Below are 26,781 nucleotides of genomic sequence, written 5' to 3'. Positions count from 1 at the left end.
GCAAGCGTAGCGGTCTGCGTTACATGTTCTGCCGTTTCTGGTATGCCGTTTTTAGTCTGTTCATTGCGTCCACCAGGACGGCGCGCGGGCAGCCAACGTTCAGACGCATGTGCCCCTCTCCGCCGGGACCATATTGTGACCCCGGTGACAGGCCAAGTCTGGCTTCATGGACAAAAAAATCGCTTAGCTGCGTCTCGCTAAGCGCCATTTTTTCGGCATTCAGAAAGAGCAAATAGGATGCGCCACCATAGACAATCGAGATCAACGGACAGTGCATTTCGATTTCATTTCTAACAAATGCCACGTTATCAGCCAGATAATCCAATAACTCCCGGTGCCAGTCACCGCAATGGGTATAGGCGCTATAAATCGTTGCCTGTTGCAGTGAGTGAGTCTCTGCAAGATAACAGTTATCGAGAAAATGATAGAACCGGTGACGCAGTTCATCATTCTTTATAATGGCTATCCCTCCCTGGATCGCCGCCGTGTTGAAGGTCTTGCTAACAGAGGTCAGTACGATTGACTGACACCCTGCTGCGTCATCGAGGGTAAAAAAGGGTAGGTGTTGCTTACCTGGCAGGGTTAAATCGCTATGCACTTCATCGGAGAGAATGATGACGCCAGCCTGCTGGCAATAGTGGCTGATTTTTTCAAGCGTTTCCCGTGACCACACCATTCCACCAGGATTGTGTGGCGAGGGAAAAAGAAACATTTTGCACTGTTTAAGTTTCTCGCCGAAATCTTGCCAGTCAAATTCATAGCAACCGTCTTTTTCAATAAGGCGGGTCTGGAGTAAATGCCTGCCGCTGGTTTTCACCAGGTTAGGGTAGGGGTCATATATTGGGGTACAGGTTAATATATTGTCTCCCGTGCGGGTAAGTGCCAGCAAGGACATGACAATGGTTTTTATAACGCCGGGAACAAAATGCAGCCAGTGCGATTTAATCTCTGCATTATATTGTTTTGCGTACCACTGGATAACGGACTCTTTCCATTGCGGATAATCCAGGTTATAGCCCTGAACAGGCTGCGACACCACCGAACGCAGCGTGCTCATAATTGGCTCTGGTGTCGCAAAATCCATATCTGCAATCCACAGCGGTAATACATCGGTGGTACCGTACATCTGTTGTAATTGCCCGTATTTACGACAATTAACATCCCTTGTGACAATATCATCAAACAAAGACATTGCTAACTCCTGGATAGTCTCTGAAATAAATAATTTAAGCCGCGTGAAATAAACCAGAGATTTTTATGCACACGTCATGTACATATCTGGTTGATATAGTAAAATACCCCTGGTGATAGCTGTCTTTAGCTATTTATCACTTTATGATTCTTGTTCAACTCTATTGGTAGTCAGTTCATTAGACTCATATTTAGCAATGCCAATACCGGTTGCTGCCCACAGCAATGCAAAGATGACGCCGCTGTAACATAGAATTGCCCATGGCAGGTAATCAAGAGTTGTCACGCCCAGCATCGTGGCGCAATAAACACCAGAAGCAGACCATGGAATAATAGGTTCGACAACGGTTCCGGCATCTTCGGTGGTTCGCGAAAGGTTCTTCGCGGCCAGTCCACGTTTTTTGTATTCATCTTTAAAGGCATCGCCGCACAATAACAACGGTAAGGTTCCATTGGCGGTACAGGCGCAGATGGTGAACGTCGTAACAATGGTGGTAGCGACCAGGCGGAATGTTGATTTAACCCCTTTTGTCAGCGCGTTAATAACCGTGTACAGGGAGCCAGTCGCACTCATGGCGCCAGCAAAACTAAAGGCGCTGAAGACGGTCACAAAACTGCTGAACATAGAGATTGCGCCGCCTCGCTCTAATAAGCGCGAGACATCAGATGACAGTGCAGGAACAGGGTCTCCGGTAAGCATCGCGAGCTTAAAGCCGCTGACCACGGATTCACCGACCGAAGATGCGCTGAATTGTTGAAAAACCAGAGCCAGAATCATTGATACGATGGTGGACAAAAACAACATCGGGATAGGCGGTTTTTTCGACAGTGAGCCGTACAAAACTATAATCGGTGGTAGCAACAACAGAAGGTTGAACTGATAAATCTGGCCGATAGCGTTCATTAACTGGGTGATATTTTCTGGTGCACTGACAGCGGCATCAATGCCCATTCCCATATAGCTATAAACCACGCAGCAAATAATGAATCCCGGACCGGTAGTCCACAGCAAATGGCCAATATGGGAGTACAGATTTACACCGGCAGCCAGCGCCGCCATATTGGTTGAATCAGAGACCGGCGAGAGTTTATCGCCAAACCAGCAACCTGAAACAATGGCTCCAGCGGCGATGGGCAGAGAGACATTAAGGCCAATGGCCACACCAATCATGGCAATTCCGACGGTACCAATGGAACCCCATGAGGTGCCGGTACACACTGAGATCAATGCCCCCAGCATAAATGCTGAAATATAAAAATACTGAGGGTTAATCCACTTCAAACCATAATAGATCATCATCGGGATGGTACCTGATGCCATCCAGGAGCCAATCAAAAACCCGATACTGGCGACAATTAGAATGACTGGCAGTGCTTCTGATATTTTATTGCAAATCGATTGCAGAATATCATCCCATGTATAACCATGAGCAATGGCGATAAATGAAGCGGCTGCCGTTCCCATCAGGATCATAGGTTCGGCACGAATATTGAATATAAAATATCCGATGCTAATCCCGCCCAGCATGATCACCATAGGTAATACTGACCAAAAGAAAGAGAGTTTTTTTCTGTAGTGTGAGGTACAGCTATTTTGTTCCATAATTCCATCCCAATCGTTAACGGTTGAACAAGCCAAAGAAATACCTGCTACAGGCCAATCAATAACGGAGTGGCGTAGTTACGTGAGTTGTTGAACGAACTCTATTTTATTAACTGTTTCAGGCGATCTTTTCTGGCCTGCTATTATGATGTTCATATTTCAGCAGTAAAATAAGAGATAGATTTGATAGTCAATTATCCCTCCGCATAAGGTGGATGATTTCGGCGTTGCTGGCTGAGCTTGCGATACTGCTGAGGCGGCATACCGACGTATTTATGAAATGAGCTATAAAATCGACTGCTGGAGCGAAAACCCGCAATCATCGCGATATCCAGAATGGTTTTATCGGTGTCGCTGAGTAATGCCCGTACATGGTTGATGCGCATCGCCGTAATATATTGTTTCATCGTCAGTTGCATTACGCGATGAAAGATACCCATCGCATAATTAGGATTAAGTTTGACGTGATCGGCAATGGCCTCGACGGTCAGCAATTTGTCACAGTTGGCGGCAATAAATTCCAGCATCTGGCTGACGTAAAATTGTGAATGCCGCGAAATGCTATTCTTCTGGGTTCGTGCAGTTTGGTTTCCCAATACTGTCCGCCAGCCTGAGAGGCTAAACCGCTTGAGCATCAGGGCGATTTCATCAATGGCTAACTGACGAATCTGTTCGTTATCGCTGTTGAGTTCATTTTGCCAACGTTGAACCTCAAAAACGCTAAGCTGCTGGGATGCCGATGAGGTAATCACCCTGCCGTGCGTCACGTGATTAATCAGCTCTCTATCCAGCGGCCAGGACAAAAATAAATGCATGGGCAAGTTGAAGATAGCCATTTGCTTACAGTGCCCGGCATTCGTGAGCTGATGAGGGGTACACGCCCAGAACAGTGTGATAAAGCCTTGTTTGCTCTGTACCACTTCGTCATTGAACAGGTACTCAACATCACCATCAAATGGCACATTCACTTCAACCTGGCCATGCCAGTGACTGTAAGTCATGGCCAGCGGCTCCCGCAACTCGACATCCATACGCTGATACTCTGAATAGAGTGCCAGTGGGCTACGAGTCTTTTTTTCATAGCTGCGACACATATGGGGATCATGCGGCAGCTGCGGAATACTTTTAGCCATTACGGGTTGGTTCCTGAAGAGTGAATTTGACCATGAGGTAGCGCCAAAGCATGCACATAGCTTAACCGAAAAAAATCACCGTTTTCTCTCCATTTTCGCGAAATTATTCCCAAAAACTCAGATCCTGTGCCTGTTGATTGCCGATCTGAGATAGCGGGAATGGCGAGTTTTAATTTTAAAAGCGCTCAACCATAAGGGACTTTGCTGTATCTGCGGGATGGCGGCTCTGACGCCCTATCCGGCCTACTAAAGCCTGTAAACCGTAGGCCGATAAGCGAGCATTGATGATCGGCAGTATTGGATAATGCGGATTTTGTCGTTGAGAAGGCGAGGCTCATAAGCCATAGAGTTTTATTTTTCGGTACAGCGTCGCAATGCTGATCCCCAGTTCTGTCGCGGCTTGTTTCTTACCCTCAACGCTTGAACCAAATCGCTGTATGACGTTTTCAATGGCATCTCTTTCTGCTTGTTTGCCCTGGTGGGCAAGCTGGCGAGGTTGCGCCATCATTGTGCTTTTTCTGCCATCGGCTGCGGTAAGCAGGTAAGGGGGCAGATGGCTGGCGTTGATCCCGGCGGCTTCTCCGCGCATGACAAAAATGTACTCGATGACGTTGCGCAGTTCACGGATGTTGCCCGGCCAGTGCCAGGCATAAAGGCGGTTAATAACATCATCGGGAAGTTTTTGCGGCGGTCGCTGGTAGCTTAGCGAGAATTCATCGGCAAAATATTGTGCCAGGACGGCGATATCCGCCCGTCGCTCGCGCAGGGAAGGGAGAACCAATGGCACCACGTTCAGGCGATAGAAAAGATCTTCACGAAACTGATTATTCTCGACCATCGCGCTGATGTTTTTGTTGGTTGCGGCAATAATCCGCACGTCAATATTGATGGTGTTGTTAGACCCCACACGGGTGATGGCTTTTTCCTGCAGTACCCTGAGCAGCTTGGCCTGCAAATGCAGTGGCATATCGCCAATCTCGTCGAGGAACAGGCTACCCCCATTGGCCAGCTCAAATTTTCCCACACGGCCTTTGGGATCGGCACCGCTGAATGCGCCGCGTACGTAGCCAAACAGTTCGCTTTCCAGGAGTTGTTCAGGGATAGCGGCGCAGTTGATGGTCACGAAAGGGGCGGCTTTACGCGGGCTGCTCTGATGAATAGCAAATGCCACAACTTCTTTACCTGAACCACTTTCCCCGGTGATCAGTACACTGGCGTAGCTGTTGGCGATTTTGCTAATGGTACTTCTGAGTTGTTCCATTGAGGGGGAATGGCCAATAAGACGCACCTGTGTGTCAGACTCATATGGCGAGGGAGCAATCGTGCTCAGATAGTCGTGCGCATCGCGAAAGATAACCATAGTTAATCGGTCGTTATCCAGTGACGAGAGCGAGATTTGTTTACACAGCACATGGTGTTTTTGCCCTTCAAGCGTCAGCCATGCTTCCTCATCGCCATACAAACTGTCTCCGGTCGTTTCAATGGTCAGAGGTAATCCCTGAACTTCACGGTTAAGTATGCGATCTGCTGAATGGTTGGCATGCCAGATGCGGCCCTTGCCATCGATGGCCACAACGCCGCGATCCATTGCATCAATCAGACGACGAAAGGCACCGAGCGTCTCCTGCGCGCGTAAGCGTTCCAGGCATTCAAAGACCTTACTGGAGATCATGACGGCAATTTGCTCTATAAACGTGACAAATTTATCGATCTGGCTAAGCAAAGTGTCACGCTGTGTTTGCGTTGAGCAAATAATGCCGATCACCCCAATGACGCGGTTATTGAGAAAAATAGGGGCGTTCAAATCCAGCATTTCAGAGCAGTAATGGTGTTTTTCACACAGTTGACATAGAGGATGTTCACCGGGGTTTTTGATCAAAACCGTCTCACGGACCTGCAAAACATGCCGATAGATATAACCATTTTTTGCCACGTTCTCATTGAGCATATGTCGGTATTTACCGGTGCCAGCAATGCGCATTAAAGATTCATCAATGATTTCTACATCAGTCCCGGTAATGCCGGAAATAGCGTCGGCATAATTGCATATATCATCCTGGATATTGCTCAGTACTGAAATCATGATACTTCTCCGGTAAGGTGTCTCATTTCTCAAGGAAAATGATAAATAGGCGAATCATTGCAAAATTGATTTGCGAAAAATCAATCTAGCGTATTGTTTTTGGATGTTTTTTTAATTTTATCCTTCGTGATCACACTATTTATCATTTATGAGAATTTATCAAAACCAGGCGATAAACTAATGACGGCTGTTTTTACCTTGCTACCATTAAAAGTTGATTAATTTATTGAAATAAAAGAATTTATTAAATTATTTCTAGTTTTTTCCTCATTCTCTAAAAAACTGGTAAGCATTTTGCTTTTATGGATTACCGATAGCGTAAATAACTCTGTATTACACCGATTACAGGGAATGAATTACCAGGATAATGAGGTTTTATGATGCAGCAAAACTTATCATTTTTTATCAACCAGACGCCGTTTACCGAGCACCCTAACGCACCTCTGGCCCCCTTTAGTCGCCAGGAACTGGTAAAAGCGTTGAATTTTCATCGGTCTATTCCGGGATACGCTCCAACACCGCTGTATACGTTGCCGGCACTTTCACAAAAACTGGGCGTAAAAAATATTTACCTCAAAGATGAGTCTCAACGTTTTGGCCTGAAAGCGTTCAAAGCGCTGGGCGGCGCCTACGCGATGGCATGCCATATCGCGGAATTAGTGGGGAAGGATATCAGTGAATTGCCGTTTGATGTCATGACCAGTGAAGCAGTACGCCATGACCTGAAGACCGTGACGTTTGCCACCACCACCGATGGTAACCACGGGCGCGGAGTGGCGTGGATGGCGCGCCAGCTAAAGCAAAATGCGGTGGTTTACATGCCGAAAGGATCTTCACAGCAGCGGCTGGCATCTATCCGCAATGAAGGCGCTACCGCTGAAATCGTGGATATGAACTATGACGATGCCGTGCGTATGACCGCAGATCAGGCGCAAAAGTATGGCTGGATCGTTGTGCAGGACACGGCCTGGGAAGGGTACGAAAAGATCCCGCAGTGGATTATGCAGGGCTACGGCACGCTGATGCTGGAAGCGATTGATCAACTCCATCAGGTCGCCCCGACGCATGTTTTCGTTCAGGCTGGTGTGGGTTCATTTGCGGGAATGGTGCAGGGTATGGTGACGGCCGCATGGGGCGAAAATCGTCCGAAAGTGATCGTCGCCGAAGCGTTAATTGCCGACTGTCTCTACCGTTCAGCCCGTGCAAAAGAGGGGGATGCTGTTGCGGTAGGCGGCGATTTACAGACCGTGATGGCGGGTCTGGCCTGTGGTGAGGCAAACAGCATTGGCTGGAAGTTACTGCGTGATTATGCCACCGCATTTGCTTCCTGCCCTGATGAAGTCGCGGCGCTGGGCATGCGTATGTTGGGCAACCCGCTGGCGGGCGACCCACAAATTATTTCAGGTGAGTCTGGGGCCGTCACGACAGGTCTTCTGGCGCTGTTGATGACCTCCCCGGATTTGGCCCAAACCCGTGAGCAACTGGGTCTTGATGAGCATTCCCGCGTGTTGCTGATAAGTACTGAAGGTGATACCGACCCGCAACAATATTTGGATATTGTCTGGGGCGGTCAGTACCCGCGCATCAATAAATAATTTCCTGATTGAGAGTATTAACGGAGAAACCCCATGTTATCTGCAACCCGTATTGAAGAAGTTATTAAAAATTGCCAGGCGCTGATCCAGCAAAAAAGTTATTCAGGTCAGGAAGGGGACGTGGTAAATGCCATAAAAATAATGATGCAGCATTACCAGTTCGACGACATCCATGTTGATAAATACGGCAATATCGTTGGCGGTATTGTGGGAAATCAGCCGGGGAAAACGCTGGTTCTGGATGGTCATATTGATACTGTGCCGGTGAACGAAGAGAAGTGGACCCGCAACCCGTACGGCGGTGATATTGACGATGGCAAAATTTATGGCCGTGGCACCACCGATATGAAAGGTGCTGTTGCTGCGATGATCTCTGCCGTAGGTTTTTTCGGCCAGGATACTCAGCGTAATTTCGCCGGGAAAATTTACGTCGCCTGTATCGTTCATGAAGAGTGTTTTGAAGGCATTGCCGCTCGTCTGGTCAGTGAGCGCTATCAGCCTGATTACGTCATTATTGGCGAAGCTTCTGAACTGAATCTGAAAATCGGCCAGCGTGGTCGTGCTGAAATTGTGGTTGAAACCTTTGGTAAACCTGCCCACTCCGCCAACCCGCAGGCAGGAATTAACGCGGTGTACAAAATGGCGCAGTTGATCGACAAAATTCGCACCATTACTCCGCCAACCCACCCGGTTCTTGGCCCCGGTATCCTGGAACTGACAGACATTAAATCGTCGCCGTATCCTGGCGCATCAGTGGTGCCGGATTACTGCCGCGCCACTTACGATCGCCGCTTGCTGGTGGGCGAAACCAAAGAAAGTGTTATTGCGCCACTGGAAAATGCACTTGCGGAGCTAACCGCCCAAGACCCGCAGTTCAAAGCCCGCGTCTCTTACGCGGTTGGCAAGGAGTCTTGCTATACCGGCGCCACCATTGAGGGAGAGCGGTTCTTCCCTGGCTGGGTGTACGACGAGTCTGACGAGTTCGTGCAGGCCGCTCTGGCAGGCGTTCGCGAAGCGGGTTTCTCGCCAACGATTACTCAGTACTCATTTTGCACTAACGGCAGCCACTATGCGGGCGAAGCGGGAATCAAAACCATCGGGTTTGGGCCGTCGCGTGAAAACCTGGCGCATACCATCGACGAGTATATCGAGATTGATCAGTTGACCGGATCGGCCCGCGGCTATTACAGCATAATCCAGACACTCTATCGCCGTTAAAAAATAAAGATAAATACCTCTTACCTTACAGGTGGTGCTGCTACGCGGCACCGCAATGGAGAATAACGATGAAAACCATTTTTAAAAACGGAAATGTGATTGATGGAACGGGTAATCCAGGCCGAATTGCCGATGTAATGGTTGATGAAGGGCATATTGTCGAAATTGGTCAAATTGATGTTGGCATCAATGAACAGGTTATTGATGCAACAGGGAAAATTATTTGCCCGGGCTTTATTGATACTCACACACACTCTGATCTGTCAGCCATTATTAATCCTGCGCTGTCAGCGAAAATCCGCCAGGGGATTACTACCGAGTTGCTGGGGCAGGATGGCGTAGCGCTGGCACCATTGCCGGAGGAATATATTCCGGCATGGCGTAAAAATATTGCTGGACTGGACGGCGACACCGACAAAATTGACTGGAAATATAAAAACACGGACGGTTATCTCAACCTGTTGGCATCCCGACATCCGGCGACAAACCTGGCATATCTGGTGCCACACGGTAACGTACGCATGGAAGCGATGGGCCTGGATGGACGCCCTTCCACGCTTGAAGATGTGGCGAAGATGTGTGAAGTCCTTGAACGTGAGCTAAAAGCCGGCGCGTTTGGTCTTTCAACTGGGCTTATCTATATGCCGTGTGCTTTTGGTGATACCGCTGAAATGATTGAGTTGTGCAAGGTCACGGCGAAATATGACGGGATCTTTGTGGTACACCAGCGCAGTGAGGCTGACGATATCATCAGTTCAACGCAGGAACTGATCGATATCGCTAAAGCCACCGGTGTCTGGTTGCATATTTCACATATGAAAGTCTGTGGGAAGAAAAACTGGGGGCTGATTGACCAGATGTTGGGCATGCTGGAGCAGGCCCAGGAAGAGGGGATCCGTATCTCTTACGACCAGTATCCGTACGTGGCGGGAAGCACCATGCTCGGCGTGATCCTGCCTCCGTGGGTCCACTCTGGCGGGACGGACAAATTACTTGAGCGTCTGGCCTCGCCTGAATTGCGCGCCAAAATGATAGAGGATATCCAGCAGGGCATTCCTGGCTGGGATAACTTCATTGATTTTGCAGGCCTGGATCAGATTTTTGTCACCAGCGTCAAGACAGAGAAAAATCAGGATGCTGTTGGTCTGAACCTTGTTCAACTGGGGGAATTGCGCGGTAAAGATCCGTACAACGCTACCTTCGATCTGTTGTTTGAAGAAGAAAACGCCGTTGGCATGGTCGACTTTTACGGCACTGAAGAACACGTCATTAAGTTTCTCTGCCGGCCGGAACAGAACGTGTGCACTGACGGACTGATGGGCGCGGGTAAACCACACCCACGTGTGTTTGGCGCCTTCCCGCGCGTGCTGGGTAAATACGTGCGTGAAGAAGGATGCCTGAGCTGGGAAGCGGCAATCCGCAAGATGACAGGCAAACCCGCTGAGGTGTTGGGTCTGCAGGATCGCGGACTGCTGAAGGTAGGGTATGCGGCGGATATTGTGATGTTCGATCCCAAGACTATTGCGGATAAGGGGACATTTGTTGAACCTAATCAGTATCCGGAAGGGATTGAAATCGTGATGGTTAATGGACGCATAGCCTTAATTAATGGCACGGAAAGTTATGCCTGTAGCGGTACTGTTATCAGAAAACAATATTAATAAATAACGCTAAACACGCATGGATCTATCGCGACCATTTATGGCCGCGGTAGATCACTACACCCCAAGGACATCACAATGAACCTACAAACATCTTTACCTTCAGGTAAACCTAAGACCTGGAAAGCAAGATATACCGTCCTGACATTAATCTGGCTGGCATGGCTACTCTCGTTCCTCGACAGAATGGTCATGAGCGTTTCGTTGCCTTATATCGGCAAAGATTTAAATCTTGATACAACTCAACAAGGTTTAATTATTAGCGCCTTTTTCATTGGTTACGCCGCGTTCCAAATCCCCGGTGGTTTACTGGCGGATAAGTTTGGCTCACGTAAAATTATGGCTATTGGTATTGCCTGGTGGTCAGTTTTCACCAGCTTAACCGGTGCGGTATTAACGCTGCCGTTGATGCTGGCTGTTCGCTTCTTCTTCGGTATTGGCGAAGGGTGCTTCCCATCAGCTTCCTGGAAAATGATTTCCACCTATTTCCCTTCGAAAGAACGCGGTCGAGCTACAGCAATTCAGTCAACGGTAAATACCTTAGGCCCCGCACTGGCGGTGGTGGTCGCTGCAAGTATTATCGGGGCGTTTGGCTGGCACATGGTCTTTATTGTGCTGGGGATCCCGGGCCTGTTTATTGCTGCGGGTATCTACTTATTCACACGTGACAACCCGAAAGATCACCCTGCGATTACGCAACAGGATCTGGCCGATTTAGCCGCTGACGATCAGGGCGGCCTGCAAAATACGAGCGCTATCGCGTTTAAAGACGTGCTCAAGATGCCGGTGCTCTGGCAGATGGCCAGTATCTGGTTCTTGTTTGATATCACCTTCTGGGGGTTTTCAACCTGGTTGCCAAGCTACCTGATTACCGTGCGTGAATTCTCACTGGCGAAGACGGGAGTGATGGCGGCAATTCCGTTCCTGTTTGGCGCGGGTGGGACATTAATCGGCGGATATTGCTCAGATAAATTCAAACCGATGCGCAAGACGTTGTATGTCGTGACGTCGGTTATTGCGGCGGGCTTCCTGTATCTGACCTTCAGCGTCAGCAGCGCGGATATGGCGGTGGTTTATCAGTGTATCTCTGCGCTGTTTATGTTTTTTGCCATGGCGACATTTTGGGGCATTTTAATGGATACCATCCCCAGCAATATCATGGGGCGGGCTTCCGGTATTGTTAACTTTGGCGGTCAGATGGCGGGGGTGGTTTCTGCGCCGATTATTGGCTGGCTTATCCAAAGCAGCGGCGGAAGTTACAACAGTGCATTTATCTTTATGATCGCCGCACTGTTATGTTCCGCCGTGGTGACGTTGACCGTAAAAGGTTCGCATGCCGTAGGTGCAATACCCAGTAAAGCCTGATTAGTGTCAAACGCCTGTGGTTCTGCTGTTCCAGAGCCACAGGATTTACAGTTATGCTGTTAAATTAAACCTTTAATCGCTCTCTCTAAGAAAAACAATAGTAGTTTTTTTAAACTGCAAAAATAAGATGTCTTACTGTTTATTTCTCCTGGGTCGGGATAGGTGCGTATAACATTGTTATTAGGGTAACAATTTGTATAGGCGTCAAGGTGATTTAAAACTCTGGCTATTTTATATATCTCTTTGGTGGATGAACTACATTTAGAACAATTGCATTGTCACTCTATATTTTCAGGGTTAATTATTAATAATAAAACAGGAGACTATGACAAAGCCAGGGCTGCGTAAGTTGCTATTCCGGCACCCTGTTTTTCTCCTTTATGTGTGAAAGTAACGCGTTAATGTTGGGAAAACATCCCGCCTGGTTACACTATTATTTCACTACCCAGCGCCTCAAACATCTCCAGATCGCCAGTTAGCCAAATTGATATCACCCAAAAGTATGCGAAAGTATATTTACTGATATATTATCTCATGCCGCACCGATGCAACCCGGCGGCTTGTTTAGAGGTCGCTCCGGCAATATAGAGATGCAAAACAAGTGTAGGGACATTTTATGTGAAAATAAAACTCATGAGCAGTAAGATATGTGCAACGTGTTGAAAATTAATGTTTGTTTATTGATGGAAAGTTTAAAATATATGAATATATCACTTTTTAGCGTAGCGGGTATTTGGTCTCAGAAATCTGATGATTTCGGATTCTGCGGCTTTGCGAAACAGAGCCGCAGACGATGTGTTGAAAAATGAAGGTACAGTACGGGGGGATGTTTACATAGAACTACCCGATTAAATGGGTATTATTTATTTTACATACGGTACTCGATCATCCCACTCTTGCTGGCAACCCAGTCATAAAGGCGCTGACCGCGGAGGTTTGTTTCATGTGTGTGCCAGTATAATCTTGCCGCATGGCGCTTGCGGGCGTGTTTTTGAACATACTCGATAAGCTGCTTGCCGATGTGTTTGCCCCGGGTTTCTTCACTAACAAATAAGTCCTCCAGATAGCAATAATCAGACTCCGCCCAGGTTGAGCGGTGAAAGAGATAATGTACCAGACCGACAATTTTACCGTCAGATTTTGCGACAGCGCAGAAAACAGGCTCCACAGGATTGAGAAAACGCCCCCAGGTTAATTGTGTGACCTTGTCTGAAATTTCAGTACGATAAAAAATCTGGTAATTTATCCAAAGCGGTAGCCAGCCCGCGTAGTCTTGCTGGGTGACGGGTTCGATAGTAATCGGTGCAGTTGTGTTTTGGTTACTCATAGGTCTCCTGATAATTTTAGTCAGAGTGGTTTTCTATGGCGGTTATCCTAAATATTGCGTAAGCCACCGCAAAGAGACACTTTGCAAATATTTCCAGGATCCACTTTTAACGTAAGAGTGAGTGCAATGAAAAAAAATAGTGCACCTTTATTTCAGGAGCTTTTTTTAGAGCAAGGCGTTATTAAGGAACAGGTGTACCATGCGCTACGCAACGCAATCGTAGAAGGCCGTTTGCCGCCAGGGACAAAGATACCCTCAACCCGGGGACTGTCCGAGATGATGTCAATTTCACGGAACTCGGTAATTGCGGGTTATGACCGGCTGTTAGACGAAGGGTATATTCAGACGCGCAAAGGCGCTGGAACCTTTGTCACGCCAAGTCTTCCTGACCGCAGCATCAGCGGTCTTTATCCTGAATTACAGCAAGGAGATGAACTGCCTGTTGATGGGCAGCTAAATGCGGATATCGTATCCGTTCGTGGTTTATGGTCTGGCGATGTTGAAGGGCGTGAAATGAACCGTCTGTTTGCCGTCGGTGTGGGCTGTACCGATCTCTTTCCTCATTCATTATGGGGCAAGTTACTGGGACGAGTCTGGAGACAATCCCGGCATCAACTCGGCTCTCATACCAGCCCCTGCGGGTTTTATCCCTTACGGAAAGCAATTTGTCACTACGTGAAAACAACGCGAGGGGTTAACTGTAGTGAAGATCAGATAATTATCGTAAACGGTATTCAGCAGGCGTTAAATATTACTGCCCGGGCGTTGCTTACAAAAGGAAATGACGTTTGGCTGGACGACCCTGGTTATAAAGGTGCGCGCGGGGTATTTATGTCAACAGGGGCAACTGTGAGACCTGTGCCGGTGGATAACGAAGGAATGAATGTTCAATACGGCATTAATCATTTCTCTCATGCGAAACTGGCCTATGTTGTTCCTTCCGATCAGTACCCGCTTAGCGGGACACTCAGTTTATCCCGACGACTTGAGCTACTGGAATGGGCTCGGGTTAACCGGGCATGGATATTTGAAGATGATTACAATAGTGAGTTTCGTTATGCCGCACGCTCTTTGCAAGCCTTGCAGGGGTTAGATCAGCATCAGCGGGTAATATATTCAGGGACATTTTCAAAAATGATGTACCCAGAATTTCGTTTAGGTTTTTTAGTTGTTCCGCCAGGATTAAAAGAACAGTTTATCGTGACAAAATATTTTTCCGATATTGGCTCCAGTTATCTTGAGCAGGCGGTACTGGCGAGTTTTATTGAAGAAGGACATTACGCCAGCCATGTACGACGGGTTCGTAAGGCATGCTACGAGAGGCGAACGGCGTTGGTCAATGCTATTCAATGCTATCTTGCCGATAAAATGACCGTTCAGCCTTCTGATTCTGGGGTGCATATTGTCTGCTGGTTGCATGCCGGGTTGACCGGAGATGAGGTCGAACTGAAAGCCAGAATGCTGGGGTTGGGGATTCAATCATTGAGTCATTATTATCATGGGGATATCTCCCGGCAGGGGATTTTGATCGGTTTTGCGAATCACCCGCCAGAGGTTATTGTTGAGGGTATTCGTCGTCTTGCCCATGCCATGTAGCGTCGCTTTGATGCTGATAGCGATGGCACGTAATAATGTCAGTATTTCTTATTTCCACAACAGTGGCATGACCGGCATTTTTTAATTGCGGATAAGCAATACGGTGCTGATGTTCGGTATAGCATCGTCATGTGGATCTGTTAAAAACATCCATTGTGGTTCTTTTTACCCTGTCAGTTGTCTCTTACTCTGCAGTCATTTGACACTCTATTATGAGAGGTAAATAGCATGTCATCCACGTTTAATGAATTCCAGCAACCCGTTGGTTTAGCGTTACCTGACTGGCAAGGTGCGCGATTTCCTACGGCTCAGCACATCACCGGTCGTTATTGCAAACTTGAGCGTATTAACGTCGAACGCCACGCAAAGACGCTTTATGACGCCTATTGCGATACGCCTGACTCTCGCGACTGGACCTATCTCGCGACAGGGCCATTCACGACCTTTGATTCTTTCTTAAGCTATTTAACGAAGATTGCGACGCAGACCGACCCCATGCATTTTGCTGTAATCGATTTGGCCAGCATGCAGGCTGTCGGCACGCTGGCACTTATGCGCATTGATGCAACGAATGGCGTAATAGAAGTGGGTTGGGTGACCTATTCATCACGCATGAAACGTTCGCGGGTTTCAACGGAGGTCATGTCGCTGCTGTTAGACTATGTTTTTGAGGGGCTGGGGTATCGCCGCGTTGAATGGAAATGCGATGCGCTTAATGCGCCTTCTCGTGCGGCAGCAACACGCTTTGGTTTTACCTTTGAAGGCATATTCCGGCAGGCCGTTGTTGTGCACCAGCGTAATCGGGACACCGCGTGGTATTCGATCATTGATAGTGAATACCCAGCGCTACGCGAAGCGTTCACTCTGTGGCTTGATGAGGGTAATTTTGATAGCAAAGGACAACAGATTAAGCGCCTGGCAACGCTGATAAACAATGAAAGCACGACGGCATAGGTGCCCAATTTTCTCTGGATTTGGCTGGATGTTCTCGGTCTGTAACGGGTACAAAAAAGCCCGCAGGGCTTGCGCCGTGCGGGCTCTTAGGACTTCATCGGATGACTCTGGTAATCATCGATGGAGAATTTTGGGCTGGCGTCCCTGTAATCCATACTTTAATACTTTGATTATTAGATATATTAATTATTTGTATTTTACATTAAGGTGCAATAGAGGGATAAAAAAAGTATTGTGGCTAAAAATCAGTCACATTTTGAATGTCATGACAGCGGTGAGGAGTTGAACTCATGAGTTCAACTTCCGAAGGGGATTGAATGACTGTCAATTTAAAATAGTCAACTAAAAAAGCACTTTTTGCTAAAAAAATTGTTGATCGTCATAAGCGATATTCGAATAATAGCTTCTGTCGAAAAACAATGGGAGAGATAAATGAAAGAAAAAAACAACTTTATACGTCTACCTGAAGTTCTGGAAAGAACAGGATTTTGTAAAGCTTGGATTTATCGTTTGATTAGTCGTGACGAATTCCCTTCACCTATAAAAATCGGTGATCGTGCAATCGGGTTCGTCGAAAGTGAAATAGATGCGTGGATTGATGAAAAGATTTATTTCTCAAGAAATAAAGCCGCCTGAATGTTATTACATGCTTTTTGATTTATTCCTGACGGGATTAGTCATTAAAAGTAGAAAATCTCTCAAAATCGCGGATAGAGCGTTTTAGAGCCACATATGAAAAATATCATTTATTTAAAATAAAAGACTGGTTTTTGAACTGGTCTTTTTTATTTTTATCTAATCGTGTTTTTGAAATATTTTTGATTTTATCTATTGACTGATATTATATATAGATTTATATAATATAAAGATACAGAATATTAAAAACTCTTCGCCGACTTTTAACTCATGTTAAATACCACTTCCAGAAGATTTTAATCTTTAATAAAGCAATAACGCTAATCCTGTGTATCGGGTATAAGAATGAAGGTTCCTCAAGTGTTTGGCAATTCTTATGTTATTGTGGCAGTGCCGGATGACGCGTAGCTGCCAACCTGAATCGCACAATCTAAAAAATTTACAGACGGTAGTATAGGCTCTTTAGTAAAACGAGAGTTGTTTGAAAGTTTCATGATTTGTGTTTGCGCGGGTCGTGGGGGAAATATCAGGATGGAAATGTTCTGAATATTTTCAAGGCGCAATGAGCATCTCCTATCTCTCTATTTTAGCCTTTTTGGCGTGGGGGGTAGGGGGGGAATGCTTAAAGAAAAACTATTTCCTCCTTCGGAGGAAAACTACTACGGCTGAAAGCCGCCCCGCTAAAACACAAACCCCAAAACCTTAAAACCAAAAACTTTTAAATTAATTAATTAGTACTACTAGTACAAAAGTTTTTTAATAAAAATAAATATAAAACCACAAATAAAAAGTAAAGTGCTATTTAATGAAGAGCTAATGGAAATATAAGTGAAGTCAGATCATGGATAAAAGTTAAAGAAGTCGGATTACGCCAACTTCTTTAATAGATAAAATGGTATTCGATTTAGATTAATCTAACAAACCGCGAGAAGTTTTACCAGCCGTTTGTCTAAAGGTATAGCGTTCAACAACATCACCTTTAAACCAGATCTCAAGATCTTTCATGTGCGCTGTGCTGCTGTTCTTTAATAATGCTAATCCCGGTATGTAATTTGAAATCTGGGATTCACCGGACATAACGGAATACCCCCACATTTCTTTACCATCGTTAGTTTCTTTAGTCTGAGGCTCCCCATAAAAACGAAGGATATCTTGTTGAGTAGTTTTACCCTTGATAATCTTAGATGCTATATTCTGCTGTGTCTCGTCTTTAATAGATTTGTTTCCATAAACGGTACAACTCGCCAAAGGAAGAATAATAAATGCTGCCGCAATCAATCTTTTCATATCAACTCCAAATATAAATTATAAAACATAACAAGGTTATAAAACGTATTTATTAAAAATGAGAAGCCAGCGATCGCAGATCTCTTGATTGGTCGATGATGTTTTGTTTTTCATTGGTAGATTGATTTTCCATGAAGGATTTTTTATATCATCTGTCAGTATAAAAATACCGGAACGCTGATTAGCTAACATTTGTTCATTACTGTTAGCCCCAGCGGACTTTATCATAGAGTTTAGATTATTACCTGTGCTATAAATTTTTCCGGCTTCGGATAGCGTATAATTTATTTCCCTGATGTTGTCGTATTTGAAAGTGCTGTCCTTATCTGTATTGAAAATACGTACTGTGTGTTTTTTAGTATCAATGACTACACCGGTGTTTTGACATTCATATGAGAGGACATCACCATCTAATACCTCTGTGTAAGTATTGAGATATCTTCTTTTTTTAGGGCCAAAGTAAAACAGTTGGCAGAGAATCAGGATAAAAATCACTGCCCAAAAAAGAAAAATAATGTTTTCGGTTTTCATAAAATTTCATTCCTCATAGAGCGATAGTTTTTAGCTTAATCATGAAGATACCAAGGTGATTCGCCCGATCTTCCACGCTCCGAGCATACCATGAGGAGGGCTGCTCTCAAGTAAAATGATCGTTATTACAGATCAATTATTTAATATTGATAGTTTCTAACGATTAAAAAGTGCTTATCGATCGGTGTTTTAATTGTTTTAATCGATCGATAGAGTCGTTATGATAGGTAATAACTATCATTATGTCGATTTTGATCGATATAAACGATACGACGGTAGGCGGAAATAAACCAATACTATCAATTGTTTAAAGTGAATATGACTCTAAGTCATTCATTGAGGATAAAAAATGAGCAAAATATTTAGGGCGTTATTGGTCGGTTTCTTCTGTTCTCATATGCTTCACGTTCTTCATTAAATCTCTGTTCAGTTAATGATAATGATTGTTTAGCTGTATGAAGCTTATTTTTAAACTCACTTTTTGACTGTGTTTTGTTATCTTGAGAAAGTTCAGGAACGACAGCGCCGCCCATCAGATAAGCTTTTTTCTTCGCTGCTGCTTCTTTATTTTCTAAATCCTCTAACTCTTCTTTTTGTGCTTCTGTTAAGTGTAGATTCTTATCTACCTTCTCATCGGTTAAATTAATATTTGATGTTGAACCTATAGCTGCTGCTGAACTGCTTTTACTATTATTTTTAGTAGTGTGAACTTTGATTTCATTATCCGCATTAAGATCTGCTTTATTGAGTTCAGATTGAAGATATTCGCCAACTTCGTCGAGTTTATTTTGCGGGTTGTTTTCATTGCCTCCCTGTGTAGCATCTTGCAAAGATGCGGCAGGGGAGGAAGTAGGAGCCAGCGGCGAGGGCTTAAGCTGTTTCTGTTCAATGTGGTTAAGTGCTTTTGCCTCTTGTGATACTTTCACTTCTTTGAGCACGTCAAAGCGTGCTTGTCGCTCTGGATTGCGGCTATGGCCTCTATGGATAGTCGGCGGTCTGTCTAAGCTGATAGACTGCGCCTCTTGCTCAACCGTTCTGAGAGGGGGGAGGATAGCGTCAAGCTCTGTTTTTTGTTCTTTCAATGAACGATGATCAATACGCGCATCGATGCCAGCCTTTTGCATGTGCTCGTTCGCTGTGTCTGCCCAGCTCTTGCGCCATTCTTGTAGCTGCTCTTTGCTGTTCCATTCTCTGACCTTTTGCCCGAACCCTGCACCATCAGGAGTAAGGCGGCGAGTAGTTAGCATTACGTGAAAATGTGGGTTGTCGCTATCGAGCTTGTGAAAAGCTATATCAGCAATCATTCCATTTTTTACAAAATGCTCTTGGCAAAAATCTATTGCTAACGCCTTTTTTTGTTCGTCTGTCATTTCGACAGGAAGCGCAATATTAAACTCGCGTGCTAACTGCGCATCTTTTCTTTTTTCGCTTTTTTCTATCGTGTTCCATAAATATGCAGGTTTTAAAAAATTACGGTCTGCGCTTTCAGGCATTAATATCACACTGTCTGAAATACCTTTCTTTTTGCTATAGTCGTGGATTTCTCCTGTGTGTTCGTCCGTTAACTTTTCGCCGTGGCGATAAGCTGCCGCAGCTACGCTACTATGCCCCTTACTGCGTGTTATTGTTTGAGCACTCGTATGAAATATTGCCATTGTTTCTATCTCCTGATATTGAAAGCACATACTTTTTAAAATAAGCAAAATATATTTGCTTTTTTAAAAATAGATTAAGTAATATTGAGCATAAAGCGAATGTTGCTTTTTATTTTTATGCGTTAGTAAATCCCCATTTATGGGGCGCGCACATTCGAAGAATGTATAAGTGCGCTATTGTAGTTTTTAGTAAAACTAAAATAGCCGCCGCACGTGAACCTTTTATCTGAAAGATGCGTTATAAAAACAAAAAAATATATATCGCGCTTTACTTAAATAAATAATTATATTACTTAATATATATAACAGAAATCAAAAAAATAAAAGAGGTGGAACATGAATGATATTGATAAAAAAATTGAAGTGGCAGCGTCTGATCTTGTTAAGTTGATTATTCAAAAACTACAGGATGAAAATACAGATATTGTTTATAGGACAAGCTTATTTATAACTTACAATCTTCTTTCTCATGAGAATGATTTTACTGTTGTTTATGACACGTTAGGAGGAGCTCTAGAATGATTGGGAATAATGATTACGACTATTATGATAATGAGTATTTGAATGATAACACTGTGGAAATTCCTTTGAGTTGTGAAGATTATGAATATAGAGAAGACTATTTAAAAGAAAAAGATTTTGAAAAAAGGTCTGTTTTACAGAATATGATTGAGTATAAAAACGAAAGCATATTGTTCGGAAATCTCTATGAGATGTCCGGCGTGATCGGATTTTCATTAGTGTTATTGGTAGGGTTTATTTTAACTTTACCAATTTTATTGATCAGTGGGTTGATTGCTTTTTTTATTACGATAAAAGAAAAGAGAGGTTCAAAAAATGGCGTTTAATATAGAGAAATATAATAAAGTAAAAAAAGAAATTGAGCAAAGAGCAAACTTATTGAATAGAATGGAGCAAGAAATGAAGGCAGAAGAAAGGAAAAAAGATGCGACACGTAAAATAAAAGTCGGCGCTGAACTAATAAGAATAGTTAGAGAGAATAACATCGAGACATTAGATTTTGCGAATGATATTTCTTTGTTAATAGGAGCATTAACTAATAGTCTAATACTGAAAAGAATACACGATCAGCGTGAGTTCTTAAAAGTTGAAGGCGATAAAAGACTGAATGAATGGAAGCTAAAAAACAACAAGAAAAGGAGTAAAGCAGATGAATAACTTAAGACCTAACCCGAACCCTCGAAAAGAGGGGGCGGCGGATATGATGAACCGCTTAAACTTCTATGATACGTCTTTTACTTGCTTACATTTTTTAATGATAGATTTTGATAATGATATGCAAGAAATGAAAAGAAAAAAAGATTTTCATCCGCTCCAGCTTTTGAATAAGCATAATAGAGCAAGCTTGGATTTAGAAGTGCGAAATATTATTAGAATATCACTTGCTAGTAAAATGTTAAATATTCAAAGCGAAGAGCTTTTAAACGCTGATTTATATTTTCATAAAAAAGATGAGTTAGATATATGTGAAGACGCGCGAATAATAGGTTATGCGTTTAGAGACTTTGTAAAACAAAGAATAGAAACAGCGATTAAAAACATTGAAGAAGAGAGAAATATATGAGCCTATTATCATTATTAGCAAAAGCAAAACCAGCAATAGATGACGGTGGGGCTAGTTTTATGGGGCCAGCGATGGGTTTTTTTGTTGCTGCTTTCTTAGTTGCTATTATTGCTTCTGTTGTTTCAAGTGCTTTTGCTTCTGCTAGAAACTCTGCTGATGTAAGTATAAGCAACGCAAAAAAATATCATGTAGCATTAATAAAAGAACAATATAGAAGGAAAGGCGGGGGCTGATATGTATTATTTAATATGTGTGGTTTTTATGGTTGTATTTTTTATTATTTGTATGTTGTCGGTGATGTATGCCGCTGAAATATATCAATGGCAGCATTACAGCGGCTATAATTTTAAGCATTGGTTAAAATACGGAAAAAGGAGAAAAGATCATGAAGAAAAGAGAATAAAAAAGGAAGCGAAAAAAATGACTATAGATAATATATTGAGGCTTCTACGAAAATATAAAATAGATTTTGATCCTAATGAGTTAGTCAAAGAAAGTTTTAACATTAAATTAAAATACTATAAACTTATATTATCCGAAAAGGAAAGGTTGAGAGAGAATAAAAGATTAGATGCGGAGTTAAAACAAAAGATAAAAATAGAGACGTCAACATTTGATGCTGAAAAGTTTCAAAAAGAAGCTGAAGAACGTTATAAGTCATTCATGGAACGCCGCAATATCTCCAATAAGACTAAATGACAACTCCTATATTTAGGACGTCAAGAAGAATGGTGGGGGTTCCCTTTTAAGGGTTCCGCTATTGTTCTTGATGACACATAGATTAAAAAACATTTGTATAGGTGGGAGGTTCACGTAGTGAGACATTCCACCTGTTAAGCTATATTAGGTGGGCTTACATGAAAAAGCACACACTGAGATTTGATAGTTGGCTCTGAGTAAAGGGAGGATCAGTATATTAATTAGTGGGGGAAAAAGGGCCGAAAAGCCCTTTTAGCAACATATGTTATAACATGTTCATAGTGCGTTAAATCAAACACGTGCTTCAAATACTTGTGGATTATTCTTCAATGCATGAGAAATATAGTTCAAGCCAGAATCTCTAGGAATGACCATGTCATCTGAAAAAATGAAAACTTCGTTTCCTTTATATACTTTAGCAACATTGTATTGAAGCTGATAGAGGAATTTTTTCCTGTTTTTATAATAGCTGAGTATGTTTTCAACACCATCATATGAAACAATCCATTTGATATTATCGATTGTTTGTATTGTATTAGCTATTCTCTCATGGTCTTCTGGCTTATAATAATTAAGATATAGGCCACTTGCTTTATCAAAGTAAGGCGGATCACAATACATGAAAGTATTTTCGGGAAAGGCTATAACATTTTCAGCAAAAAAATCCTCTGCATCTTTATTATAAACAAAAACACTGTCTTTTTTGGATGCAATTAACTCTATACGATTTATTAGCTCTGAATGTGAAAATCTTGCATCAATTTTCCATTTACCTTCTTGTGATAATCCACCAATAACCCCGCCAGTTAATACTCCTGAGCGATTAGTTCTATTTAAATAAAAGGTCGAAAAACCAACATCAAAAATACTATGCTCTGATGGATGACGTACTACTTCACGATGCTTTTTCCATTCATCAATATTTAATAATGACTTAGATATCTGATTACAGAATTTTTCCGTATTGTTTAATATTGAATGCCAAAATGCATAGATATGATAAGATGAGTCATTGAGATGAACATTTTTCACATGTCCATCAATGAGAAGCTGCATTGCAACACCGGCTCCACCTGCATACGGTTCAACGTATTGACAGCCTTCCATTCCGTTCGCAATAATTAGTTCCAAAACAAAAGGGGTTAGCTTTTGTTTCCCGCCGGGGTATCTTAGTGGTGTTCTATATTTAGCCATAATTAGTTATTCATTTTTTCAATTAGTGGGAAAATGCATACAAAAAGACCCGGAATATCATTACTACGGATAACAAAGTTTGGATTATGCACTAGCTGGTTCATCGAGGTTATTGACAATAAACCATCTTGGCGCGTTATTTCTGTTAATGGGCCATGCAATAATTTTACCATTTGTTTGTCAGTTTTATTTTGGGTTAAATAACTTACAATGTCTCTTAATACATCGGCTAGGTTTCTGTCGCTACCATCTGTTTTAACATATTTTGGAGAGCCTTGGGATGAACTTATGTCATCACAATATGCCTTAGCAGATATTTCAATCATGCATCTTAGAAGAAAAATAAATGCGATGGGATGTTCCTCAGGCTTTAATTTTTCCATTTCTTTTCTAATATCGAATAGTTTTGATCTATTTGGTCCAAATAGTTTCAGGCTGCGCAATAATTTTCTTACTGTTTTTATGTCGTTTGTTGAGGTGGCTGTTTTTTTTGTAGACGAAGAACCATTATTAGCTGCAGAAGTATTGCTATTTGGCGTTGAGCTATTAGCGGCGGTTCCATTTGTTCCAGAACTACCTGAACTATTCTGTGATGAATTGTTTGCGGATGAGTTAGTAGTCCCTGTAGGACCATTTTGGGTAGATGAAGATGTATTATTTGAGTTGGTATTGGTTGTGTTTTTTTTCGTGTTCAGCGGTGGGAACCCGTACCGTATTAAGAAATCACTGGATGTACGAATATCAGGAAATTTCAATTCCTCTAAACCAATGGCATAGATAACTGATTCTAATTCTTTTTTAAATTTTATGTTTGGATAGTTCAGTGCTAGATCCATAACTGAAGTGCAGTCAACTCTCTCATATATTTTAGGGAGTGCTTCATTTAAAACAGATAGGTTATATTTTCCCGACCATCTTAGCTTTTGTTCATTTGAATGGTTTTGACCATGTTCAAGGTATTTCTCAAGCAGTGTTAAGCCATACTCAGGGGCTGAATTTACTTGCTGGTTATGTCTCGCTCGAGCAACGGTTTCCCAGTCATCGCGTCCAGCTTTTTGACCTTTACCATGAGTAAGAGTAACAATTTTATCGACTAAATCAGCCTCATCTGTATCATAAATTGTGCATGGGATCATTTCATTTTGAACTTGCCATGTATTCGGCAACGCATTTATTCTACTTTCTATTTCTGATGGCAAGTCAAAATTATTTTTATCTACATATCCATGTATTATTTTAAGTGAAGCGATGCGACGATTCCCTTCTTTTACAAGATATATGTTATTTTCGCGAAGTATGATAATGTTTTCTGTCGGAAGGTATCCATCATCAAGTAAGCTATTCATGAGCCCCCAAAAATAATCAGGACTAATAGTAATCATAGCTTTGATGGCATCAATTTCGTTATCTTGGGCGACTGTTCGAAAATTTTTAAGATCTAAAACTAGTTCTTTTACTTTCAATTGTTGTGTAGTAGCCATAAAATTTCCATATTCAAATAGTGAGAATGTTAGCTAAAATGTCTGTCTATCCTCGATAGGATTGTCTGCGATTTATCTGAATAAAACATGCGCAAACCTCCCAGTTTTGTCAATGAGTTTAACATCTTTTGTTGCTGATTCTATCTCATCGTGCAGATAGGCTCAAATTCGATGGGGTTTTCAGGCTGCTATAGACTTGTTTTTTTGCGCCGCAACGAAATCTCCCCACCACTGCATTAACGCCACTCTTTCAGCAAGATATTCGGCACGGTTATAAGCTGCGACGATCTCGTCTCTTTTCAAGTGAGCAAGGGCCGCTTCAAGAGCTTCCGTTCTGAATTTACCAGACTCTTCTGCTGCTGTTCTTGCAATAGAACGCATACCATGTGCCACCAGTTCACCGCCAAAACCCATGCGGATGATTGCTGCGTTAGCTGTTTGCTCGTGCATATGGCTAAGAGGAGCTTTGATGCTGGGGAAAACCCACTCACGATGACCGCTGATTAGTTTCATGGATTCAAGAATACGCATAGCTTCCTTACTCAATGGAACCTTGTGGGGCCGTTTCATCTTCATGAACTCAGCGGGGATGTTCCAGAATCGGTTCTCTTCGTCGATGTCAGTCCAACGAGCACGGACAGCCTCTCCGGGGCGAACCCATGTAAGAAGTTGCCATTCAATTAGCAGGCGTGTTTCTAAGCGTATAGATGCGTTTGCTAAAGCCACTATGAACCTTGGTAACTCGCTGGGGGGGAGGGCTGGCATGTTTTGCTTCTTTGGCTTGCTGAAACGCTGTGTGAGGTTATCTGCAGGGTTGAACTCAATAAGCTCTTCTGTGGCCGCATAACGGAAAATTTCGTTCAGTCGGGAAATTATACGGCGTAGAGTTTCAAGAACACCTCTTTGCTCGATAGGGTCAAGATGTTGTTTCAACATCTTAGGGCGGATCTCTTTAATAGGAATATCCCCCAAAGTTGGAAAGATGTTTCGTTCAAGGCTACGCCAGATATCCTTAGCATGATCTTGCGATATGCCTGATGTTTTAATTTTTTCATCAAGCCACTTTTTCGCCACTGTTTGGAATGTGTGTTCAGTGGCATCTTTGAGCGCTTGAGCTTTTTGCTCATTGTGGGATTGGGGATCGATACCCTGTGCAAGCAAAGAGAGGTATTCATCCCGTAGCGCTCTTGCTTGAGCAAGTGTCAGGTAGGGATAGAACCCAAGACTCATTTTGGCCCGTTTCTTGGTTAAAGGAACGGTATAGCCGAGGTGCCAGATTTTTTTGCCACTTGGTTTGATACGCAGGAACAAGCCATCTCCATCCCATAGCGTGAACTCTTTCTCTGTGGGCTTGGCCTTTTTGATCTCTGTGTCAGTGAGTTTTGTTGCTACCTTCGGCATTTTTGCTCCCTCGTTTTTACTCCCTCATCGACGAGGGATAATAGGAGGGTGCCATAAGGAGTGGTTTCTAGCAATTCTCAGTAGACTTCACTGGACATGAAAAAGGCCGCAAACCCTTGTGGAATGCGGCCTTAGTAGACTTGAGTAGACGTCATTTTACTAAAAAGTGGTGGAGCTGGCGGGAGTTGAACCCGCGTCCGAAATTCCTACATCCTCGGTACTACATGCTTAGTCAGTCTTTACATTCGCCTGGCACCTGCGGACAGACACGCCACTACCAGACTAGCCTGATTAGATTTAACGCTTCAACCCCAGGCAGGGCATCCACGCGATCTCTTTTGGGTTTGACCTCTCTTTGATCCCCGTCTTAAGAGCGGAAGCTAGGGAGAGAGGGCTCAGAGCAGGTTATTAAGCTGCTAAAGCGTAGTTTTCGTCGTTTGCGACTATTTTTTTGCGGCTTTTTACGAGGCCAACCGCCCCTCGGCATGCACCTTGGGTTTCGCGAATCCCGTCGAATCCAGAATCAGCCCCAATGTGTTAGAACAAGTATAACAGACTTGTGACACGCGTGACCAGCCCCCACAAC

General features: G+C 43.5%; 24 protein-coding genes and 1 other RNA gene. 13 read left to right on the top strand and 12 right to left on the bottom strand.

From position 1 onward, the window contains the following. Window positions 1-19 precede the first annotated feature (19 nt). The 4 genes from SK32_RS14250 to SK32_RS14235 all read right to left on the bottom strand — a co-directional run bounded on the left by SK32_RS14250 (window position 20) and on the right by SK32_RS14235 (window position 6,010). On the bottom strand, window positions 20-1,192 hold the full coding sequence (locus SK32_RS14250) for a MalY/PatB family protein (RefSeq protein ID WP_048212967.1): 1,173 nt from the start codon (window positions 1,190-1,192) through the stop codon (window positions 20-22). Window positions 1,193-1,333: 141 nt separating this feature from the next. Beyond that, window positions 1,334-2,794 (bottom strand): Na+/H+ antiporter NhaC, encoded by a 1,461-nt coding sequence (gene nhaC / locus SK32_RS14245; protein ID WP_048212966.1) that lies wholly within the window; start codon window positions 2,792-2,794, stop codon window positions 1,334-1,336. A 194-nt stretch (window positions 2,795-2,988) separates the two neighbouring features. Further along, window positions 2,989-3,927 carry a transcriptional regulator MelR gene (gene melR / locus SK32_RS14240; protein WP_048212965.1) on the bottom strand — a complete coding sequence of 313 codons (939 nt, stop codon included), beginning with the start codon at window positions 3,925-3,927 and terminating at the stop codon, window positions 2,989-2,991. Window positions 3,928-4,261: 334 nt separating this feature from the next. Continuing rightward, window positions 4,262-6,010: a sigma-54 interaction domain-containing protein gene (locus SK32_RS14235; RefSeq protein WP_048212964.1), complete on the bottom strand. Its 1,749-nt coding sequence runs from the start codon at window positions 6,008-6,010 to the stop codon at window positions 4,262-4,264. Between the two features lie 380 nt (window positions 6,011-6,390). Here SK32_RS14235 and dpaL point away from each other — a divergent pair, with 380 nt between their 5' ends. The 4 genes from dpaL to SK32_RS14215 all read left to right on the top strand — a co-directional run bounded on the left by dpaL (window position 6,391) and on the right by SK32_RS14215 (window position 11,849). Beyond that, entirely contained in the window at window positions 6,391-7,605 is a 1,215-nt protein-coding gene (gene dpaL / locus SK32_RS14230; RefSeq protein WP_048213489.1) for a diaminopropionate ammonia-lyase, read from the top strand. Between the two features lie 33 nt (window positions 7,606-7,638). Further along, window positions 7,639-8,823 carry a YgeY family selenium metabolism-linked hydrolase gene (locus SK32_RS14225; protein ID WP_048212963.1) on the top strand — a complete coding sequence of 395 codons (1,185 nt, stop codon included), beginning with the start codon at window positions 7,639-7,641 and terminating at the stop codon, window positions 8,821-8,823. A 68-nt stretch (window positions 8,824-8,891) separates the two neighbouring features. Continuing rightward, entirely contained in the window at window positions 8,892-10,484 is a 1,593-nt protein-coding gene (locus SK32_RS14220; RefSeq protein ID WP_048212962.1) for an N-acyl-D-amino-acid deacylase family protein, read from the top strand. Window positions 10,485-10,562: 78 nt separating this feature from the next. Beyond that, window positions 10,563-11,849 carry an MFS transporter gene (locus SK32_RS14215; protein ID WP_048212961.1) on the top strand — a complete coding sequence of 429 codons (1,287 nt, stop codon included), beginning with the start codon at window positions 10,563-10,565 and terminating at the stop codon, window positions 11,847-11,849. Window positions 11,850-12,717: 868 nt separating this feature from the next. Here SK32_RS14215 and SK32_RS14210 read toward each other — a convergent pair. Then, window positions 12,718-13,176 carry a GNAT family N-acetyltransferase gene (locus tag SK32_RS14210; protein WP_048212960.1) on the bottom strand — a complete coding sequence of 153 codons (459 nt, stop codon included), beginning with the start codon at window positions 13,174-13,176 and terminating at the stop codon, window positions 12,718-12,720. 126 nt (window positions 13,177-13,302) lie between these two features. Here SK32_RS14210 and pdxR point away from each other — a divergent pair, with 126 nt between their 5' ends. The 3 genes from pdxR to SK32_RS14195 all read left to right on the top strand — a co-directional run bounded on the left by pdxR (window position 13,303) and on the right by SK32_RS14195 (window position 16,362). Further along, window positions 13,303-14,772, top strand: coding sequence for a MocR-like pyridoxine biosynthesis transcription factor PdxR (gene pdxR / locus SK32_RS14205; RefSeq protein WP_048212959.1), 1,470 nt, complete (start codon window positions 13,303-13,305; stop codon window positions 14,770-14,772). 228 nt (window positions 14,773-15,000) lie between these two features. After that, complete coding sequence (locus SK32_RS14200) at window positions 15,001-15,726, top strand: GNAT family N-acetyltransferase (RefSeq protein ID WP_048212958.1); 726 nt, start codon at window positions 15,001-15,003, stop codon at window positions 15,724-15,726. A gap of 432 nt (window positions 15,727-16,158) precedes the next feature. Next, window positions 16,159-16,362, top strand: coding sequence for a helix-turn-helix transcriptional regulator (locus tag SK32_RS14195; protein WP_048212957.1), 204 nt, complete (start codon window positions 16,159-16,161; stop codon window positions 16,360-16,362). Between the two features lie 909 nt (window positions 16,363-17,271). Here SK32_RS14195 and SK32_RS14190 read toward each other — a convergent pair. The 3 genes from SK32_RS14190 to mobQ form a co-directional block, all read right to left on the bottom strand. Then, a complete protein-coding gene (locus SK32_RS14190) occupies window positions 17,272-17,649 on the bottom strand; it encodes a hypothetical protein (RefSeq protein ID WP_048212956.1) in 378 nt (125 codons plus the stop codon). A 36-nt stretch (window positions 17,650-17,685) separates the two neighbouring features. Next, window positions 17,686-18,180 carry a DUF4755 domain-containing protein gene (locus tag SK32_RS14185; RefSeq protein WP_023214636.1) on the bottom strand — a complete coding sequence of 165 codons (495 nt, stop codon included), beginning with the start codon at window positions 18,178-18,180 and terminating at the stop codon, window positions 17,686-17,688. A 362-nt stretch (window positions 18,181-18,542) separates the two neighbouring features. Continuing rightward, complete coding sequence (gene mobQ, locus SK32_RS24015; RefSeq protein ID WP_053065232.1) at window positions 18,543-19,835, bottom strand: MobQ family relaxase; 1,293 nt, start codon at window positions 19,833-19,835, stop codon at window positions 18,543-18,545. A 336-nt stretch (window positions 19,836-20,171) separates the two neighbouring features. Here mobQ and SK32_RS14175 point away from each other — a divergent pair, with 336 nt between their 5' ends. From SK32_RS14175 to SK32_RS14150, 6 genes are read left to right on the top strand one after another with little or no spacing between them, the layout of a single operon-like run. After that, window positions 20,172-20,357 carry a hypothetical protein gene (locus SK32_RS14175; protein WP_048212955.1) on the top strand — a complete coding sequence of 62 codons (186 nt, stop codon included), beginning with the start codon at window positions 20,172-20,174 and terminating at the stop codon, window positions 20,355-20,357. Next, window positions 20,354-20,683, top strand: coding sequence for a hypothetical protein (locus tag SK32_RS14170; protein ID WP_048212954.1), 330 nt, complete (start codon window positions 20,354-20,356; stop codon window positions 20,681-20,683). Before SK32_RS14175 ends, SK32_RS14170 begins: the two co-directional genes overlap by 4 nt. Beyond that, complete coding sequence (locus SK32_RS14165; RefSeq protein ID WP_048212953.1) at window positions 20,673-21,014, top strand: hypothetical protein; 342 nt, start codon at window positions 20,673-20,675, stop codon at window positions 21,012-21,014. Before SK32_RS14170 ends, SK32_RS14165 begins: the two co-directional genes overlap by 11 nt. Continuing rightward, complete coding sequence (locus SK32_RS14160) at window positions 21,007-21,420, top strand: hypothetical protein (protein ID WP_048212952.1); 414 nt, start codon at window positions 21,007-21,009, stop codon at window positions 21,418-21,420. Before SK32_RS14165 ends, SK32_RS14160 begins: the two co-directional genes overlap by 8 nt. Further along, window positions 21,417-21,653: a hypothetical protein gene (locus SK32_RS14155; protein WP_048212951.1), complete on the top strand. Its 237-nt coding sequence runs from the start codon at window positions 21,417-21,419 to the stop codon at window positions 21,651-21,653. Before SK32_RS14160 ends, SK32_RS14155 begins: the two co-directional genes overlap by 4 nt. Before the next feature lies 1 nt (window position 21,654). After that, window positions 21,655-22,119 (top strand): hypothetical protein, encoded by a 465-nt coding sequence (locus SK32_RS14150; RefSeq protein ID WP_048212950.1) that lies wholly within the window; start codon window positions 21,655-21,657, stop codon window positions 22,117-22,119. Between the two features lie 291 nt (window positions 22,120-22,410). Here SK32_RS14150 and SK32_RS14145 read toward each other — a convergent pair whose 3' ends face one another. From SK32_RS14145 to ssrA, 4 genes are all read right to left on the bottom strand, one after another. Continuing rightward, window positions 22,411-23,313, bottom strand: a complete 903-nt coding sequence (locus tag SK32_RS14145) for a DNA adenine methylase (RefSeq protein WP_048212949.1) — start codon at window positions 23,311-23,313, stop codon at window positions 22,411-22,413. Window positions 23,314-23,315: 2 nt separating this feature from the next. Then, window positions 23,316-24,794 carry a hypothetical protein gene (locus tag SK32_RS14140; RefSeq protein ID WP_048212948.1) on the bottom strand — a complete coding sequence of 493 codons (1,479 nt, stop codon included), beginning with the start codon at window positions 24,792-24,794 and terminating at the stop codon, window positions 23,316-23,318. 180 nt (window positions 24,795-24,974) lie between these two features. Beyond that, window positions 24,975-26,195 (bottom strand): integrase domain-containing protein, encoded by a 1,221-nt coding sequence (locus tag SK32_RS14135; RefSeq protein WP_048212947.1) that lies wholly within the window; start codon window positions 26,193-26,195, stop codon window positions 24,975-24,977. A 167-nt stretch (window positions 26,196-26,362) separates the two neighbouring features. After that, window positions 26,363-26,726: a transfer-messenger RNA gene (gene ssrA / locus SK32_RS24880) on the bottom strand. Between the last annotated feature and the right edge of the window lie 55 nt (window positions 26,727-26,781).

Source organism: Citrobacter sp. MGH100 (assembly GCF_001034465.1).
GTDB classification, from domain to species: Bacteria; Pseudomonadota; Gammaproteobacteria; order Enterobacterales; family Enterobacteriaceae; genus Citrobacter; species Citrobacter youngae.
This window is presented reverse-complemented; position numbering and strand designations above follow the sequence as displayed.